General features: G+C 68.8%; 12 protein-coding genes. 4 read left to right on the top strand and 8 right to left on the bottom strand.

Going from position 1 to position 14,042, the window contains the following annotated elements:
- Positions 1-85 precede the first annotated feature (85 nt).
- Positions 86-1,558: a ParB/RepB/Spo0J family partition protein gene (locus KZX45_RS20445; protein ID WP_374112571.1), complete on the bottom strand. Its 1,473-nt coding sequence runs from the start codon at positions 1,556-1,558 to the stop codon at positions 86-88.
- Between KZX45_RS20445 and KZX45_RS07475 the strand changes: the two genes are divergently transcribed.
- Positions 1,491-1,739, top strand: coding sequence for a hypothetical protein (locus tag KZX45_RS07475; protein WP_248257200.1), 249 nt, complete (start codon positions 1,491-1,493; stop codon positions 1,737-1,739). The two genes, KZX45_RS20445 and KZX45_RS07475, sit on opposite strands and share 68 nt — an antisense overlap.
- A gap of 58 nt (positions 1,740-1,797) precedes the next feature.
- Here the strand turns inward: KZX45_RS07475 and KZX45_RS07470 are convergent, their stop codons facing one another.
- The 7 genes from KZX45_RS07470 to rpmH form a co-directional block, all read right to left on the bottom strand.
- Positions 1,798-2,853 carry a ParA family protein gene (locus KZX45_RS07470; RefSeq protein ID WP_308221715.1) on the bottom strand — a complete coding sequence of 352 codons (1,056 nt, stop codon included), beginning with the start codon at positions 2,851-2,853 and terminating at the stop codon, positions 1,798-1,800.
- Between the two features lie 2,948 nt (positions 2,854-5,801).
- The gene (gene rsmG / locus KZX45_RS07465) at positions 5,802-6,449 is read right to left on the bottom strand and encodes a 16S rRNA (guanine(527)-N(7))-methyltransferase RsmG (protein ID WP_248257087.1); all 648 of its coding nucleotides are present in this window, start codon (positions 6,447-6,449) and stop codon (positions 5,802-5,804) included.
- Between the two features lie 4 nt (positions 6,450-6,453).
- Complete coding sequence (locus KZX45_RS07460; RefSeq protein WP_374112567.1) at positions 6,454-6,981, bottom strand: protein jag; 528 nt, start codon at positions 6,979-6,981, stop codon at positions 6,454-6,456.
- Positions 6,982-7,058: 77 nt separating this feature from the next.
- Positions 7,059-8,246 carry a membrane protein insertase YidC gene (gene yidC / locus KZX45_RS07455; RefSeq protein ID WP_248257086.1) on the bottom strand — a complete coding sequence of 396 codons (1,188 nt, stop codon included), beginning with the start codon at positions 8,244-8,246 and terminating at the stop codon, positions 7,059-7,061.
- Between the two features lie 11 nt (positions 8,247-8,257).
- Positions 8,258-8,677: a membrane protein insertion efficiency factor YidD gene (yidD, locus tag KZX45_RS07450; protein WP_248257085.1), complete on the bottom strand. Its 420-nt coding sequence runs from the start codon at positions 8,675-8,677 to the stop codon at positions 8,258-8,260.
- The gene (gene rnpA / locus KZX45_RS07445) at positions 8,674-9,078 is read right to left on the bottom strand and encodes a ribonuclease P protein component (protein WP_248257084.1); all 405 of its coding nucleotides are present in this window, start codon (positions 9,076-9,078) and stop codon (positions 8,674-8,676) included. Before rnpA ends, yidD begins: the two co-directional genes overlap by 4 nt.
- A gap of 7 nt (positions 9,079-9,085) precedes the next feature.
- Positions 9,086-9,223 carry a 50S ribosomal protein L34 gene (rpmH, locus tag KZX45_RS07440; RefSeq protein ID WP_096382907.1) on the bottom strand — a complete coding sequence of 46 codons (138 nt, stop codon included), beginning with the start codon at positions 9,221-9,223 and terminating at the stop codon, positions 9,086-9,088.
- A gap of 386 nt (positions 9,224-9,609) precedes the next feature.
- On the opposite strand from rpmH, the gene dnaA reads away from it, so the two are divergent.
- The 3 genes from dnaA (at position 9,610) to gnd (ending at position 14,031) form a co-directional block, all read left to right on the top strand.
- Positions 9,610-11,109, top strand: coding sequence for a chromosomal replication initiator protein DnaA (gene dnaA / locus KZX45_RS07435; RefSeq protein WP_248257083.1), 1,500 nt, complete (start codon positions 9,610-9,612; stop codon positions 11,107-11,109).
- Positions 11,110-11,845: 736 nt separating this feature from the next.
- Positions 11,846-12,976 (top strand): DNA polymerase III subunit beta, encoded by a 1,131-nt coding sequence (gene dnaN / locus KZX45_RS07430; RefSeq protein WP_248257082.1) that lies wholly within the window; start codon positions 11,846-11,848, stop codon positions 12,974-12,976.
- Between the two features lie 89 nt (positions 12,977-13,065).
- A complete protein-coding gene (gene gnd / locus KZX45_RS07425; RefSeq protein ID WP_248257081.1) occupies positions 13,066-14,031 on the top strand; it encodes a phosphogluconate dehydrogenase (NAD(+)-dependent, decarboxylating) in 966 nt (321 codons plus the stop codon).
- Positions 14,032-14,042 lie beyond the last annotated feature (11 nt).

Below are 14,042 nucleotides of genomic sequence, written 5' to 3'. Positions count from 1 at the left end.
GCCCTACCGATCCGCCACGCGGCAGGACCGACCGCCGTCCGCGTACTGCTCAACGAGTTCTGCCCTTGCGCGGCGTGCCGTCGGGTCAGTTCGTCGGCGCGATGTGGTCCTCGCCCGGGGCGAGGACGTCCAGGATCCGGTTGAGATCCTCCACGCTGGCGAACTCGATGGCGATCCGGCCCTTGCGCTGACCGAGGTTGACCTTCACGCGGGTGTCGAGGCGGTCCGCCAGGCGCGTGGCGAGACGGTTGAGGTCCTCGGCGTGCGCACCCGCCCGCGGCCGGCGTCGCATCTCCGGCGCGACCGGCTCGTCCCCGAGCGCAACGATCTCCTCCGTCGCCCGCACACTGAGCCCCTCGGCGACGATCTTCTGTGCCAGGCGTTCCATCGCGGCGCCGTCGGACAGCCCGAGCAGCGCCCTCGCGTGCCCCGCCGACAGGACGCCGGCCGCCACGCGCCGCTGCACGAGGGGAGGGAGCTTGAGGAGTCGGAGGGTGTTGGAGATCTGGGGCCGAGAGCGCACGATCCGGCTCGCCAGCTCGTCGTGGGTGCAGCCGAAGTCGTCGAGGAGCTGCTGGTAGGCGGCCGCCTCCTCCAGCGGGTTGAGGTTCGCGCGGTGGAGGTTCTCGAGCAGAGCGTCGCGGAGAAGGTCTCCGTCACCCGTCTCGCGGATGACGGCCGGGATCGTGTCGTTGCCGGCCTGCTGGGAGGCGCGCCAGCGCCGCTCGCCCATGATGAGCTCGTACTGCGCACCGTCCGTGCCGGCTCCCGGCAGCGGGCGGACGACCACCGGCTGGAGCACGCCGACCTCGCGGATCGACGCGGCAAGCTCGTCGAGCTCCTCCTCGTCGAACACCTGCCGCGGCTGCCTGGTGTTGGGGACGATGTGGTCGACGGGGATCTCTGCGAAGGACGCGCCGGGGACCGGGACGAGCCCGCCGTCGTCGACCGCTGACGGGGCGGTCTCCGCATCGGTGGAGGCCGACGAGGGCTCCGACTCGGGGTCGGGCGTAACCGGTGCTTCCTCCTCAGCTTCGTCCGTCGCGGTCTTCGATGCGTCTACCCGGGCCTCGCTGTCCGCGGACGGGCGTGAGGGGGCGTCAGCTGCCCCTGAAGCGCCGGTCTCAACCGGGAGCTCCTGCTCAGGCTCAGGCTCCGCGACCTCGTCCTGGGCTGGCGCCGTGTCCGGAGCAGCCGCCTTGTCAAGGGCAGGGGCGCCGTCCGGGGCAGGGGCGCCGTCCGGGGCAGGGGCGCCGTCCGGGGCAGGGGCGCCGTCCGGGGCAGGGGCGCCGTCCGGGGCCGGGGCGCCGTCCGGGGCCGGGGCCGCTGCGGGACTGTTGATGTCCGAGCCCGACGGCGCCGCCGGCGGAAGATCCGAAGGAGCCTCTCGAGTCGATGGATGAGCCGCCTCTTCCCCCCGCAGCTGTTCCGGTGTGCGCGCGTCTGCGCGGGTCTCATCGTCCTCGACCCCCGTGCCCGGGGAGGTGACGGTGCGGTTGCCCGCGCGCTTCCGGGTCCCGCTGGCCTTGCTCCGCGACCGCGACTTGTCCGGCTCCATGAGTGAGCGTGCGGCTGCCGTGCGCGACGCGCGTTGGCGGGAGCCCGCCGTCGATGCCTCGTCCTGGCCGGCTGCCGGCGCGTCCTCGGCCGAGGATGCCGAGGTCGTCGAGGAGGGGAAGAAGACATCCATCGGGCGCGGAGCGGTCGCCGTCGCGGTGGCCGGTCCGGCGGACGGCTGAGCCGGCGCGCTCGGGATCAGGGCCCCGATGCCGCGTCCGAGACCCCGTCGCTTCTCGCTCATGACTTCTCCTTCTGGGACTGGGCCGCGACCTGCGACACGCGCCCGTCGTTTTCTGTGTTGGCTTCGGCGCCGCGCTTCGCGATCTCGTGCGCCGCCTCGCGGTATGCGAGGGCACCTGTCGAGCTGGGGTCGTAGGTCAGGACGGTCTGTCCGTAGCTCGGAGCCTCGGAGATCCGGACCGACCGGGGAATAGTTGCCTCGAGCGTCTCGCCGGGGAAGTGCTCACGGACCTCTTCGGCGACCTCTCGAGCGAGGTTCGTGCGTCCGTCGAACATCGTCAGAAGGATCGTCGACACGTGTAGATCAGTGTTGAGGTGCCCGCGGATCAGTTCGATGTTCTTCAACAGCTGGGTCAATCCCTCCAGCGCGTAGTACTCGCACTGGATGGGGATCAGAACCTCGCGTGCGGCCACGAATGCGTTGATCGTCAGAAGGCCGAGGCTCGGCGGGCAGTCGATGAGGATGTAGTCGTACGGTTCGAGCCCTTCGGCCTTCCGGGATTCCACGTGATCCCGGATGGCGTTACGAAGTCGGTTCTCCCGAGCGACCATCGACACGAGTTCGATCTCGGCACCCGACAGGTCGATGGTGGCGGGCGCAGCCACCAGCCCCGGAACGCTCTCACAAGGCTGCAGTACCTCGCCCAGCGGCACGTCGTCGATGATGACGTCGTATATGGAGGGGACGCCCGACTGGTGCTCGATCCCAAGCGCCGTCGAGGCATTTCCCTGGGGGTCGTTGTCAATAACAAGAACGTTCAGCCCGCCAGTCGCCAGGGCGGCAGCAACGTTTACCGTGGTAGTGGTCTTGCCGACACCGCCCTTCTGGTTGGCGATGGTGAAGATCCGGGTTTCACGTGGCTTGGGGAAGTGGGTTCCCTGCAGTTTGATCCGCCGGCGCGCGTCCTCGGCAAGCTGTGCTGCGAGAGGAGTCGTCTCGTCTGTCTCCGGAACGCTTCTCAGCAGGGCCGCGCGCCTCCGTTCATGGGGGTCAGCAACGCCCTGACCTGCAGTGATACCGTTCGACGCGCGTGTTTCGTCCTGCGGAGGCACAGCGTCCCCTTCACTCGATGCGATCGCTCCTTGGCATCGTAATGGCGTGCGGAACCTCGGCTCTGCATTGTCCACAGCGAGTCGTCGTTCCACGTGAAACGGTGGCATTTGCCTCACAGTTGAACGACAACCCAGCGACGGTGATGCGCGGAGGAGGAACGCACGACCACGCCCCCGGCTGCGCACACCTCGAGAATCGGTGGCAAAGAGCAGTCCGTCTGTGCCACACACCATCGCGTCGGCGTTTCACGTGAAACCGTGCCGGTACAGCTGGCCGATGGATTCGCCTCCTCACCTGCTCGTCGGCCACCTCGGCCACCCCGGCCACCTCGGCCACCTCGGCCACCTCGGCCACCTCGGCCAGAGCGTGCGGCACGTGGAGGCGCAACGCGTCGAGCCAGGTCGGGCCGCGCGCCGAGCATGGACGCCTTGGCGCGCTGCCTGCATGTTTGAGTCGTCCAGGTCAGGGCGACACACGCTCCAACTGGCCCGTCGTGCGACGACCGCCAGGGCCTGGTCATCGGCGTCCAGGTCGCTGCCTCCGTCGCGGTTGTCCGCATCCCGGGTTGCTGCCCGTTTCACGTGAAACCGCGCGACAGCCGCTCGCACTGCAGCGGGGGGTATGCCGGTGCGACCGAGGATCGGTTGTCGCGAGCTGCCAACGCCGCGGCCGGGCACGGGGAAATCCCGTGGCTGCCCGCAGGGATCCTCTAGATCGGTATAAGGGTCGACGACGCGGTGCAGCGGAGAAGCGGCACGAGCCCAGCGTTCCCGGGTTGGACCGGGAAGGGGCGAGGCTGGGCGGCTGTGTTTCACGTGAAACCGACAGCCGAGCCGCAACCGGTGCAGTTGACGGAGAAGCGGTGCGACCCTGGCAGATGCGAATCCGGCATTGGTGCCGGACGAAAAGGCAGTTTGCGACAGTCGACCCAACAAACTGCGTAGCCAGAATTCACAGTGTTTAGCGTCCTGTCCGCGCCTCGGGTCTCCGACCCAGCTGCGGGCGCGAGTCAAGAGCTCAATGCGCCGGTGTCGTGCGCGTCCTTACGTAGCGGCCCCAGGGGACCTGCGGCGTTGCGCCCATTGCAGCAAGCGCCGCTCCAGGTGCCGGACCATTGCGTTTCACGTGAAACCGCCTGATGGCGCGCCCGGACCGTAGGGCGCCTGCGGAAGGAGCCGTGGCGGCACTGCGGCAAAGTTCTTCTCAATCAGTTGGGCCGGAGCAAACGTGCTCCAGAAGTGACCCTCAGGCCGCCGCGGGCGCGCCTGCATCCAGATCGACAAGACCGTCTGGTGGGGTGTTTCTGGTTCCGAGCGATTGGTCGTTTCACGTGAAACACCTTGTCGCCACAACCGCGGACGCAGAAGAAGCCGGTTCGGCATTTGGATCAACCTCTTTGCCCTGCGCGGGGCCAATCGAGCAGTTAGCAGCGGCGAACGGGCCCCTTCGCGGCTTGCACCTAGGAGGTGGGCCCCGGTGTGGAACCGAACGGGCGCGCTACTTGCGTGCTGCGAGATAGCCGTTCGTAGCGCGGTCCGATGAGCACGATGGCTCCTCGGGGAAGCGCCGGCCTCACTGATCCGTTTCACGTGAAGCATTCAAGCCTGGTTCGTGGGAAGGAGTGCCGAAGATCGGTCTGGACCGCGCGCGCCTTCTTCGTCCTCTACTGTCCGCCCACGCCGGGAGCGGGTCGAGGGTGTATCGCTACCGTTCTAGAGGCCACTGGCGAGGCGTTCGCGCGCGTCGGGGTCAGCTGCTTTCCCGCTCCGGCAGGCCACGAGGGGCCGGCTGACATCGGGCAGCGTAACGATCGGAAGCGACAGCCATCCCACCTGCTCACGGAATACAGCGAGCAATTCGATGTTTCACGTGGAACGAAACGGCTTTCCTCGCTGAGCCCTTCACCTGCCAGATCTCTGGCATGTCTTCTGTGGCACGCAGCCCTCCTTAGATCGGCCTAGCCTGTCCCAGGCCGCGGTGAAGAGTTCCGGATGCTCGACACATACCTGGCTCGACAAGTACGTTATCCCGCGCGCACTCGGGGCCTGTTCTCACCAGGACACGCTGGGATCGCTCAGCTCCGACCACAGAACAGGCCCGAGATGCGTTGCGAGACTCGGGAAGCAGGGCTTACGTGAAATCAAGGTTTCACGTGAAACACGGAAGGCACGCTGAAGCGGGTCAGTCGTCACAAACCGAAGGACACCTTTCGAAACGGCCAGCGAATAACCACGAGAAGCATGGCGCTCGGCCCGCGGCCCTCGCACCCGGAGCTCGATGACGGATCTTTCATGCAGATACATTCCGCTGGACCCAAGCGCGCGGGGTGTGAGCCACTGCCAACTGCGCCGCCCAGATGTTTCACGTGAAACCGCCTCCTCAATGCACGCTAGGCCGCTCGCGGGCCACGGCCGGACCGCTCTCGTGTCCGGCCTGCCTCCATCGGGAACGAGAACCCGCGCACAGGAACTCTTACGGTCGCGGATCTGCCGAACCCAGCACGCATGCCCAAGGCACACGCCGGATGCACGATCTCGCGCGCTCCCGAACGACGCATACCCGCGCGCGCCTCCAGACGCATGTCTTGGCGCGCATCAATGTCCACGCGAAACGGCGTAGGGCGTTTGCCGTCTGGCCAGTAGCGGAAGCGCTGGATGCACGCGTCGCTCCCAGCCGTGACCGCGACGCAGAGGCCGGGTTAGGGACCGGCAGATGACAGAGTCACCGGACCCCAGTCGCCGATCGGTGTAGAGACTCAAGTAGGCGAGTCCTCACTTCCGGCTTTTCCGGAGGACCGCTCGCGATCAGCGACGGACACATGCGGATCGACCAGTTCCCTGAGAACTCGTGCGCGGGCACTCTTGCCAACGATCCGGCTCGTTGGCAAGAGTGCCCGAGGAGTTCCAATTGCCGGAGGACCTCCAGGGTCCCTGCAAAGCCCGGGTTACTATCGACGCTTGTCGATTACTACGACCGTAGTGATCTCACCGTCCGCGACGGGTCGGACACGCTCCACCCGCACGTTCGATGCCCCCAACTTGCGCAGCACGTGCTTGGCGCTGTCGACCTCGTCCTCCGCCCGCTGCCCCTTGAGCGCGACCAGGCGCCCTCCGGACTTCACGAGGGGCAGTGTCCACCGGGCGAGCTTGTCCATCGCGGCCACGGCGCGTGCGGTGACGACATCGAAGGACGCCTTGCCGTGCAGCTCCTCGGCGCGCGCCTGGACCACGGTGACGTTGTCCAGGCCGAGCTCCTCGACCACGTCGGACAGCCAGGCGACCCTGCGCTCCATCGTCTCGATGAGGTGGACGTCGAGGTCGGGGCGCAACAGTGCGACCACCACGCCGGGGAACCCCGCACCAGATCCGACGTCGGCGACCGCCGCACCTTCGGGGATGAAGGGCACGACGGCGGCCGAGTTGACCAGGTGCCGGGTCCAGAGCCGCGGCAGCTCGCGCGGCCCGATCAAGCCGCGCAGCTCGCCCTCCTCCACGAGCATGCTCGCGAAGTGCTCCGCCGGCGCCCAGGCCAGCCCGAACAGCTCGCGAACCGCCTCCGACGGCTTCTCGACGCCCTCATCCTCGGGTCCGGTCATCGGTTCAGGCGGGGTGGATGACCACGCGGCGCTCAGGCTCGACACCCTCCGAGTCACTGACCAGCCCGGCGGCAGCAACGACGTCGTGCACGACCTTCCGCTCGAACGGGTTCATGGGTGGCAGCGCCTGCTTCTCGCCGGAGGCCCGCACCTCGCGGATCGCCTGCTCGGCGATCTGGGTGAGCTCGGTGCGCCTGCCCTTGCGGTACCCGGCGATGTCGAGCATCAGCCGGCTCCGCTCGCCAGTCTTCGCCTGGACGGCCAGCCGGGTGAGCTCCTGCACGGCGTCGAGCACCTCGCCGTCCTTGCCGACGAGGCGCTTGAGCCAACGGGAGCCGTCCTCCTCGGACACGATCTCCACGGCAGCCCGACCGTGGTCGACGTCGATGTCGATGTCCCCGTCGAGGTCGGCGATGTCGAGCAGCTCCTCGAGGTAGTCGGCGGCGATCTCGCCCTCCTCCTCCAGCCGCTTGATCGCCTCGGAGCTCGTCGACCTGGGGGTGTCGACGCCGGCCTTCTCGTCCTCGCTCACGCGGTGTCCTCTTCTCTAGCCCTGGGCCGCCTCGACGGCAGCCTGCTGGATCGTGCGCGCCCTCGGGGGCACGGATGCTACTTCTTCTTGCCCTGGTTCTTGGCCTGCGCCTTGCGCCTGGCTGCGGCGGCACGTCGCTGTGCCGCACGCTCGTCGTAACGCTTCTGGGCGCGCTCCTCGGGGGTGAGGCCGTCCTTGCCGACCGGGGCGGACGTCGCCTCGTCCGGCTCGGCATCGTCCCCGGGGTCCGCCTGGTCGGCCGACGAGGTAGCGCTCGGGGCGGGCGTCAGGGGCGGCGGGACCTTCTTGGCACGGTCCTTGCGCTTGGGCTGCACACGCTGCCCCTTCGGCTCCTCGACCTCGGTGACCGGCTTGTCCTCCTCGACCTCGGGCGGGAGACCCTTGCGAGCCCGCTTCTTCGCCAGACGCTCCTGACGCGCCTTGTAGGCCTCCGAGCCCGGGGCGGGCTGCTTGCGGATCGTGTAGAACTGCTGGCCCATCGACCACATGTTCGACACCGACCAGTAGATGAGCACACCGATCGGGAAGTTCACCCCGGAGAACGCGAAGACCAGCGGCAGGATGTACATCAGCATCTTCTGCTGACGGGCCATCGGGTTGTCGAGCGCCGACGCCGGCATGTTCTTCATCGTCAGCTGGCGCTGGGTGAGGAACGTCGTCACCGACATCAGGATGATCAGCAGGACCGTGACGATCTTGACCGTGGTCAGATCCGAGGACAGGAACGTCTCGGAGATCGGGGCGCCGAGCAGGGTCGAGCGCTCCGCCTGCTGCGCCAGCTCCTGGGTGAGGGGCCCGATGGAGTCCCGGTCCCCGTCCGCATAGGTTCCCTGGGACAACGGACCCAGGCTGTTCAGCACCCGGAAGAGCGCGAAGAAGATCGGCATCTGCAGCAGGATCGGCAGGCACGACGCGAACGGGTTGGTCCCGTGCTCGCGGTACAGCGCCATCATCTCTTCCTGCATCTTCTGGCGCGATGCAGGGTCGGTCTTGCCCTTGTACTTCTTCTGGAGCTTCTGCATCTCGGGCTGCACGAGCTGCATGCCGCGTGCTGCTTTGATCTGCTTGAAGAACAGCGGGATGATCAGGATCCGGATCACGATCGTCAGTCCGACGATCGAGAGCACCCACGCCCAGCCGGAGCCGGCGGACATGCCGAGCCACACGAGCAGGTCGTGCACCCTGACCATGATCCAGGCGACGGCGACCATGATCGGGTACAGGATTGTGTCGAACCAGTCCATGCTGTGCGCTCCTAGCGATCCTGCGGCGCGATCGTCCGCGCCCCCCGAGTGTCTGCACCGAGGGTACGGGTTTCCACACCCTCGTCCGAACTCTGCTGGCCCACATCCGCGTCCGTTACCTCGGCCGGGGTGTTCGACCACCGTCCCCGCGGAGGAACGTGATCCACGCCGCCGCGGCTCCACGGGTTGCACCGCAGCAGACGCCAGCCGGCCAGCGCGGTCCCCTTGAGGGCGCCGTGCCGCCGAAGTGCCGTCACCGCGTACGCCGAGCAGGACGGGTAGTACTTGCAGCTGGGCGGCAACCACGGCGAGACGACCGCCTGGTAGACCCGCACGAGCCCGAGGAGCAACCAGGTCAACGGATTACGTGGACGAACGTCCTCACCGGTCGACGGCGACGAGGCCCGCCGCTCGGACCCCTCGTCAGTCATGACGTGCCCCGGGCGGCGCCGGTCCGGCTGTCCTCGCGTCGTCGTGCTCCGGCCAGCGCCCGGTCGAGGTCGTGCGCCAGCTCGGCGCTGCTCGCCCCGGCGGCCGGGGGGAGCGCTCGGACGACGATCCGCGTGCCCGCCTCGAGAAGCTGGAGCCGCTGGGCCATCAGCGCTCGGAGCCGGCGCTTCACCTCGTTACGGCGCACCGCGTTCCCGACCGCCTTGGGCACGACGAAGCCGACGAGGACCGCGCGATCGTCGCGGCCGCTCGTCGGCCAGTGGTCTGTCTGGGCCCCTGCCCGCAGGTGGACGACCAGGCGTCGAGCACCGCTGCGGGCACCCCGGCGAACTGCGTCGGAGAAGTCCTCAGACCGGCGCATGCGGTGCCGGGCCGGCAGCACCGTCGGCTCAGGCGGAGAGCTCGGAACGCCCCTTGCGACGGCGCGCGGCGAGAATGGCGCGACCGGCGCGGGTACGCATCCGCAGGCGGAACCCGTGCACCTTGGCCCGGCGCCGGTTGTTCGGCTGGAAAGTGCGCTTGCTCACGGCATTACTCCAAAACGCTCGGTAACTCGTCAGGCCCCGCCACGGTCGGGCAGTGCTGGTCGGACCCGTCTACGCCCCCCGGGCCGCCACGCACTTCGCGGGCACACCAGAAGATCCGTCGAGACGGCCTCCCCACGGTACGTGAGCCCACTTCGCCGGTCAATCCGGACCGGGCCGCCCCGGGCTGTGGATCGAGACACACAGGCCTGTGGACCGGCCTCGTCCGATGAGCGGCAGTACTAGCCTCATCCCGTCCGCAAGCAAGCGCCGCATGACTCAGAGATGAACAACTGTCGCTCTACCCACACTTGTGGACAAACGTGTGGACGACGCACGGTCCGTGCGACACTCACACATCACACCCACGTCGTCCCAGGGGGAGCGCAGTGCCCGAGAGCCAACCGATCGCGGAGAGCTGGGCTCGCGCGGTCGATCTTCTCACCACCCGGGGCGAGATCGGGCGGGGGCAGCTCGCGTTCGTCAGCCTGACCCGTCCGCTCGGCGTCATCGACGGGACCATCCTCCTCGCGGTGCCCAGCGACTTCGCCAAGGACTTCCTCGAGACCCGGGCACGCATCCCCATCACCGAGGCGCTCGCCGAGGTCGTGGGCGCGCCCGTCCGCTTCGCGGTGACGGTCGACCCGACCCTCGAGGCTGCGGCTCCGGCGTCGGCGCCGGAGAGCCCGGCCACCCCGGCCGCCGGCTCGGACTTTCTCACCCCGGCGACCGGGAACGACTACCGGAGCGCGCCCTCGGCGCGCACGCCCGGCCGGGCCGTCGACGAGCGCCCGGTGCCCCAGCGAAACAGCGCGGACCGGGGCTCCTCCACCGCCGACCACTCGGTCGACTCCTCGCGCCTGAACCCGAAGTACACCTTCGAGACGTTCGTGACCGGCGCGTCGAACCGGTTCGCGCACGCCGCTGCGACCGCCGTCGCCGAGGCGCCCGCCAAGGCCTACAACCCGCTCTTCATCTACGGCGGCTCAGGTCTGGGCAAGACGCACCTGCTCCACGCCATCGGCCACTACGCCCGGAACCTCTACCCCGGTATCCGCGTGCGATACGTGAACTCTGAGGAGTTCACCAACGACTTCATCAACTCCATCCGGGACGACAAGGCCGAGAACTTCCAGCGCCGGTACCGCAACGTCGACGTCCTGCTCATCGACGACATCCAGTTCCTGGGCGGCAAGGAACAGACGGTCGAGGAGTTCTTCCACACCTTCAACTCGCTCCACAACGACAACAAGCAGGTCGTGATCACCTCCGACCTGCCGCCCAAGCAGCTCAACGGTTTCGAGGACCGCCTCCGCTCGCGGTTCGAGTGGGGTCTGCTGACCGACGTCCAGCCGCCGGACCTGGAGACCCGCATCGCGATCCTGCGGAAGAAGGCCGTCAACGAGAACCTCCAGGCCTCCGACGAGGTGCTCTCGTACATCGCCTCGCGAATCTCCACGAACATCCGAGAGCTCGAGGGTGCCCTCATCCGTGTGACGGCGTTCGCGAACCTCAATCGCCAGCCGGTCGAGCTGTCGCTGGCGGAGATGGTCCTCAAGGACCTCATCACCGACCCCGAGGGCGAGGACATCACGCCGGCGCTCATCATGAGCCAGACCGCAAACTATTTCTCGGTCTCCATCGAGGCGCTCTGCTCGGCGGACCGCTCCCGGGTGCTCGTCAACGCCCGTCAGATCGCCATGTACCTGTGCCGCGAGCTCACGGATCTCTCGCTGCCGAAGATCGGCCAGCTGTTCGGCGGCCGCGACCACACCACCGTGATGCACGCCAACCGCAAGATCCGCGAGCAGATGGCCGAGAAGCGCTCGACCTTCAACCAGGTGACGGAGCTGACGAACCGCATCAAGCAGAAGGCCCGCGGCGCCTGACCCCCGGCCTCGAGTGCAGGCGCTACGCCCCGGGCCGGGCCGAGGCCGCGGCCGCCTGATCTGGAGCACCGGGACGCCGCGGCGCCCTGACCCGCGGCACCCGCACGGTCACGACACTTCACCTCACGCCGCCGAGACGCCGTGCGCCTCGCCCCTCACCCGGGCACGCCCGCGGTGCGGCGCCGACCGTGCCGCGCCTCTCCGCCGGTTCCCGGCCGGCCGCGCGCCGGCAACGCGGGTCTGCACGGTCGCCCCCCTCTCTCGCGGGGCAGGTTCTTTCCGTGACGTCAGTCCCCTGCCCGAGGGGGTTGTCACCGACCCGGATGACCATGTAGTGAAGATTCACAGCTGTGCACAAACCTGTGGACAGCGGTGGACAACCGGAAACGTTGCCGTGGACGAACGACAGCAGTTCGGTGGACGGCGCGTGGGGACGAATGACAGATCCACCGCCGCAGGGCTTCGTGCACAGCACGGACCACCGCGCCGCCCACATCGCCGGGGACGCCGTGACCTGCGACGACGACGGTTCTCCACAGTTTCCACACGGGCTACGACGATGAAGACACCTATATGAGGGGAATGATGTGGACGACCGACGAGGCTCCGGACCGACCTGTTCCCAATCTCGTGTCACAGGTTTGTCATTCGGCTACCGAGGCCTTGAACTCCTCGCGTAAGGTTGGCCTGCGCCGCGTGCACCCTCCGGCGATTCATCGAGAGAAGGTCATCCATCGTGAAGTTCCGGGTCGAGCGTGACGTCCTGACCGAGGCTGTCACCTGGACGGCACGTTCCCTCCCAGCACGACCCCCTGTCCCCGTCCTCGCCGGAGTGCGGCTCGAGGCGGACGCCGACGGGACGCTGACCCTCTCGAGCTTCGACTACGAGGTCTCCGCCCGCTCCGAGGTTGCCGCGGACGTCGAGTCCGCCGGTGTCGTCCTGGTCTCCGGCCGGCTCCTCGCAGACATCTGCAAAGCCCTGCCCGCCAAGCCGGTCGACGTCGCGCTGGACGGCTCCAAGGTCGTCCTGACCTGCGGCGCCTCCCGTTTCACGCTGCTGACGATGCCGGTGGACGACTACCCGGCGCTGCCGGCGATGCCCGACGTCAGCGGCAGCGTCGAGGCCGGCGTCCTCACCGAGGCGGTCGCGCAGGTGACCATTGCGGCCAGCCGCGACGAGACGCTGCCGCTGCTGACCGGCGTCCGCATGGAGATCGAGGGCGAGAAGATCACCCTCCTCGCCACCGACCGGTACCGCCTCGCCATGCGCGAGCTCACCTGGCACCCGGCCTCGCCGTCCATCAGCTCCTTCGCCCTGGTCCGGGCCCGCACGCTCTCCGACGTCGCCAAGTCGCTGACGAGCGCCGGCTCGGTCGACGTCGCGCTGTCGACCGAGGGGCCGGCCGCGCTGGTCGGCTTCGAGGCGGGCGGCCGCCGCACCACGTCGCTCCTGGTCGAGGGGGACTACCCGCCCGTGCGGCGGCTGTTCCCCGAGACCACCACCACCCACGCCGTCGTCAACACGCACGTCCTCGTCGAGGCGGCCCGCCGCGTCAGCCTCGTCGCCGAGCGCAACACCCCGATCCGCCTGACCTTCAGCGAGGGCCAGGTGGTGCTCGAGGCCGGCCAGGGCGACGACGCCCAGGCCTCCGAGGCGCTCGAGGCGACGCTCACGGGCGAGCCGATCACCACGGCGTTCAACCCGCACTACCTCCTCGACGGCCTCGGCGCCCTCACCACCCCGTTCGTGCGGATGTCGTTCACCCACCCGTCCAAGCCGGCCGTCATGACCGGTCAGGGCTCGCTGGAGGGCGACGACGACCCGGGGTTCCGCTACCTGCTGATGCCGATCCGGTTCGCCGGCTGAGCCCTCCCGGGCCACACTGGCCGGGGACGGCGCACGGCCCGCACCGCGGGCATGCGCACGAGCGAGACGGCAAACCGGAGGGAACCAAGATGCACATCGGGATGGTCGGGCTCGGACGCATGGGCGGCAACATGGCCGAGCGGCTGCGCGCCGCGGGCGTGGAGGTCACCGGCTACGACGCCAACCCGCAGAACACCGAGGTCGCCACGCTCGCCGAGCTCGCGGCCGCCCTGCCCCGGCCCCGCCGGGTGATCTGGGTGATGGTCCCGGCGGGCCCGCCGACGGCGGCCGTGCTCGAGGAGCTCGCGGAGGTCCTGGACGAGGGTGACCTCGTCGTCGAGGGCGGCAACTCTCACTTCGAGGAGGACCGCGTCAACGCGGAGACCCTCGCCGAGCGCGGGATCTCCTACGTCGACGTCGGCGTCTCCGGCGGCATCTGGGGCCGCGAGAACGGGTACGGGCTCATGGCCGGCGGGGCCGCCGAGGACATCGAGCACCTCATGCCCGTTTTCGACGCGCTGCGCCCCGAGGGCCCCCGCGAGGAGGGCTTCGTCCACGCCGGGCCGGTCGGCGCCGGGCACTACGCCAAGATGGTCCACAACGGCATCGAGTACGGCCTCATGCAGGCCTACGCCGAGGGCTACCAGCTCCTCGAGGCGCGCGACGACCTCATCCCCGACGTCGGAGCGGTCTTCGGCGCCTGGCGCCGCGGCACCGTGGTGCGCTCCTGGCTGCTGGACCTGATGGTCAAGGCCGTCGAGGAGGACCCGGGCCTGGACGACATCTCGGGCTGGGTGGACGACTCGGGCGAGGGTCGCTGGACCATCATCGAGGCGATCGACGCCGCCGTGCCGGTCCCGGTCATCTCCTCCGCGCTGTTCGCGCGGTTCTCCTCCCGCCAGCCGAACTCGCCCGCGATGCGGGCCGTGGCCGCGCTGCGCAAGCAGTTCGGCGGGCACGCCGTGCACGCCTCCGACGGGGGCGCGAAGGTCGGGGCCCCGCCCGGGGCGACGGCGGAGCGGGGTTCCGTGGCGGCACCCGGCGCGAGCGAGTAGACACCACCAGG

Source organism: Georgenia sp. EYE_87 (genome assembly GCF_023148685.1).
GTDB lineage: Bacteria > Actinomycetota > Actinomycetes > Actinomycetales > Actinomycetaceae > Georgenia.
Note: the sequence above shows the minus strand (reverse complement) of the source record. Positions and strands in the feature narration are given on the sequence as shown.

What these genes read in the sequence shown, in the direction of transcription:
- gnd (WP_248257081.1), top strand. Translation starts at nt 13,066, where the DNA reads ATGCACATCGGGATGGTCGGGCTCGGACGCATGGGCGGCAACATGGCC.
- yidD (WP_248257085.1), bottom strand. Translation starts at nt 8,677, where the DNA reads ATGACTGACGAGGGGTCCGAGCGGCGGGCCTCGTCGCCGTCGACCGGT.
- yidC (WP_248257086.1), bottom strand. Translation starts at nt 8,246, where the DNA reads ATGGACTGGTTCGACACAATCCTGTACCCGATCATGGTCGCCGTCGCC.
- KZX45_RS20445 (WP_374112571.1), bottom strand. Translation starts at nt 1,558, where the DNA reads ATGGAGCCGGACAAGTCGCGGTCGCGGAGCAAGGCCAGCGGGACCCGG.
- rsmG (WP_248257087.1), bottom strand. Translation starts at nt 6,449, where the DNA reads ATGACCGGACCCGAGGATGAGGGCGTCGAGAAGCCGTCGGAGGCGGTT.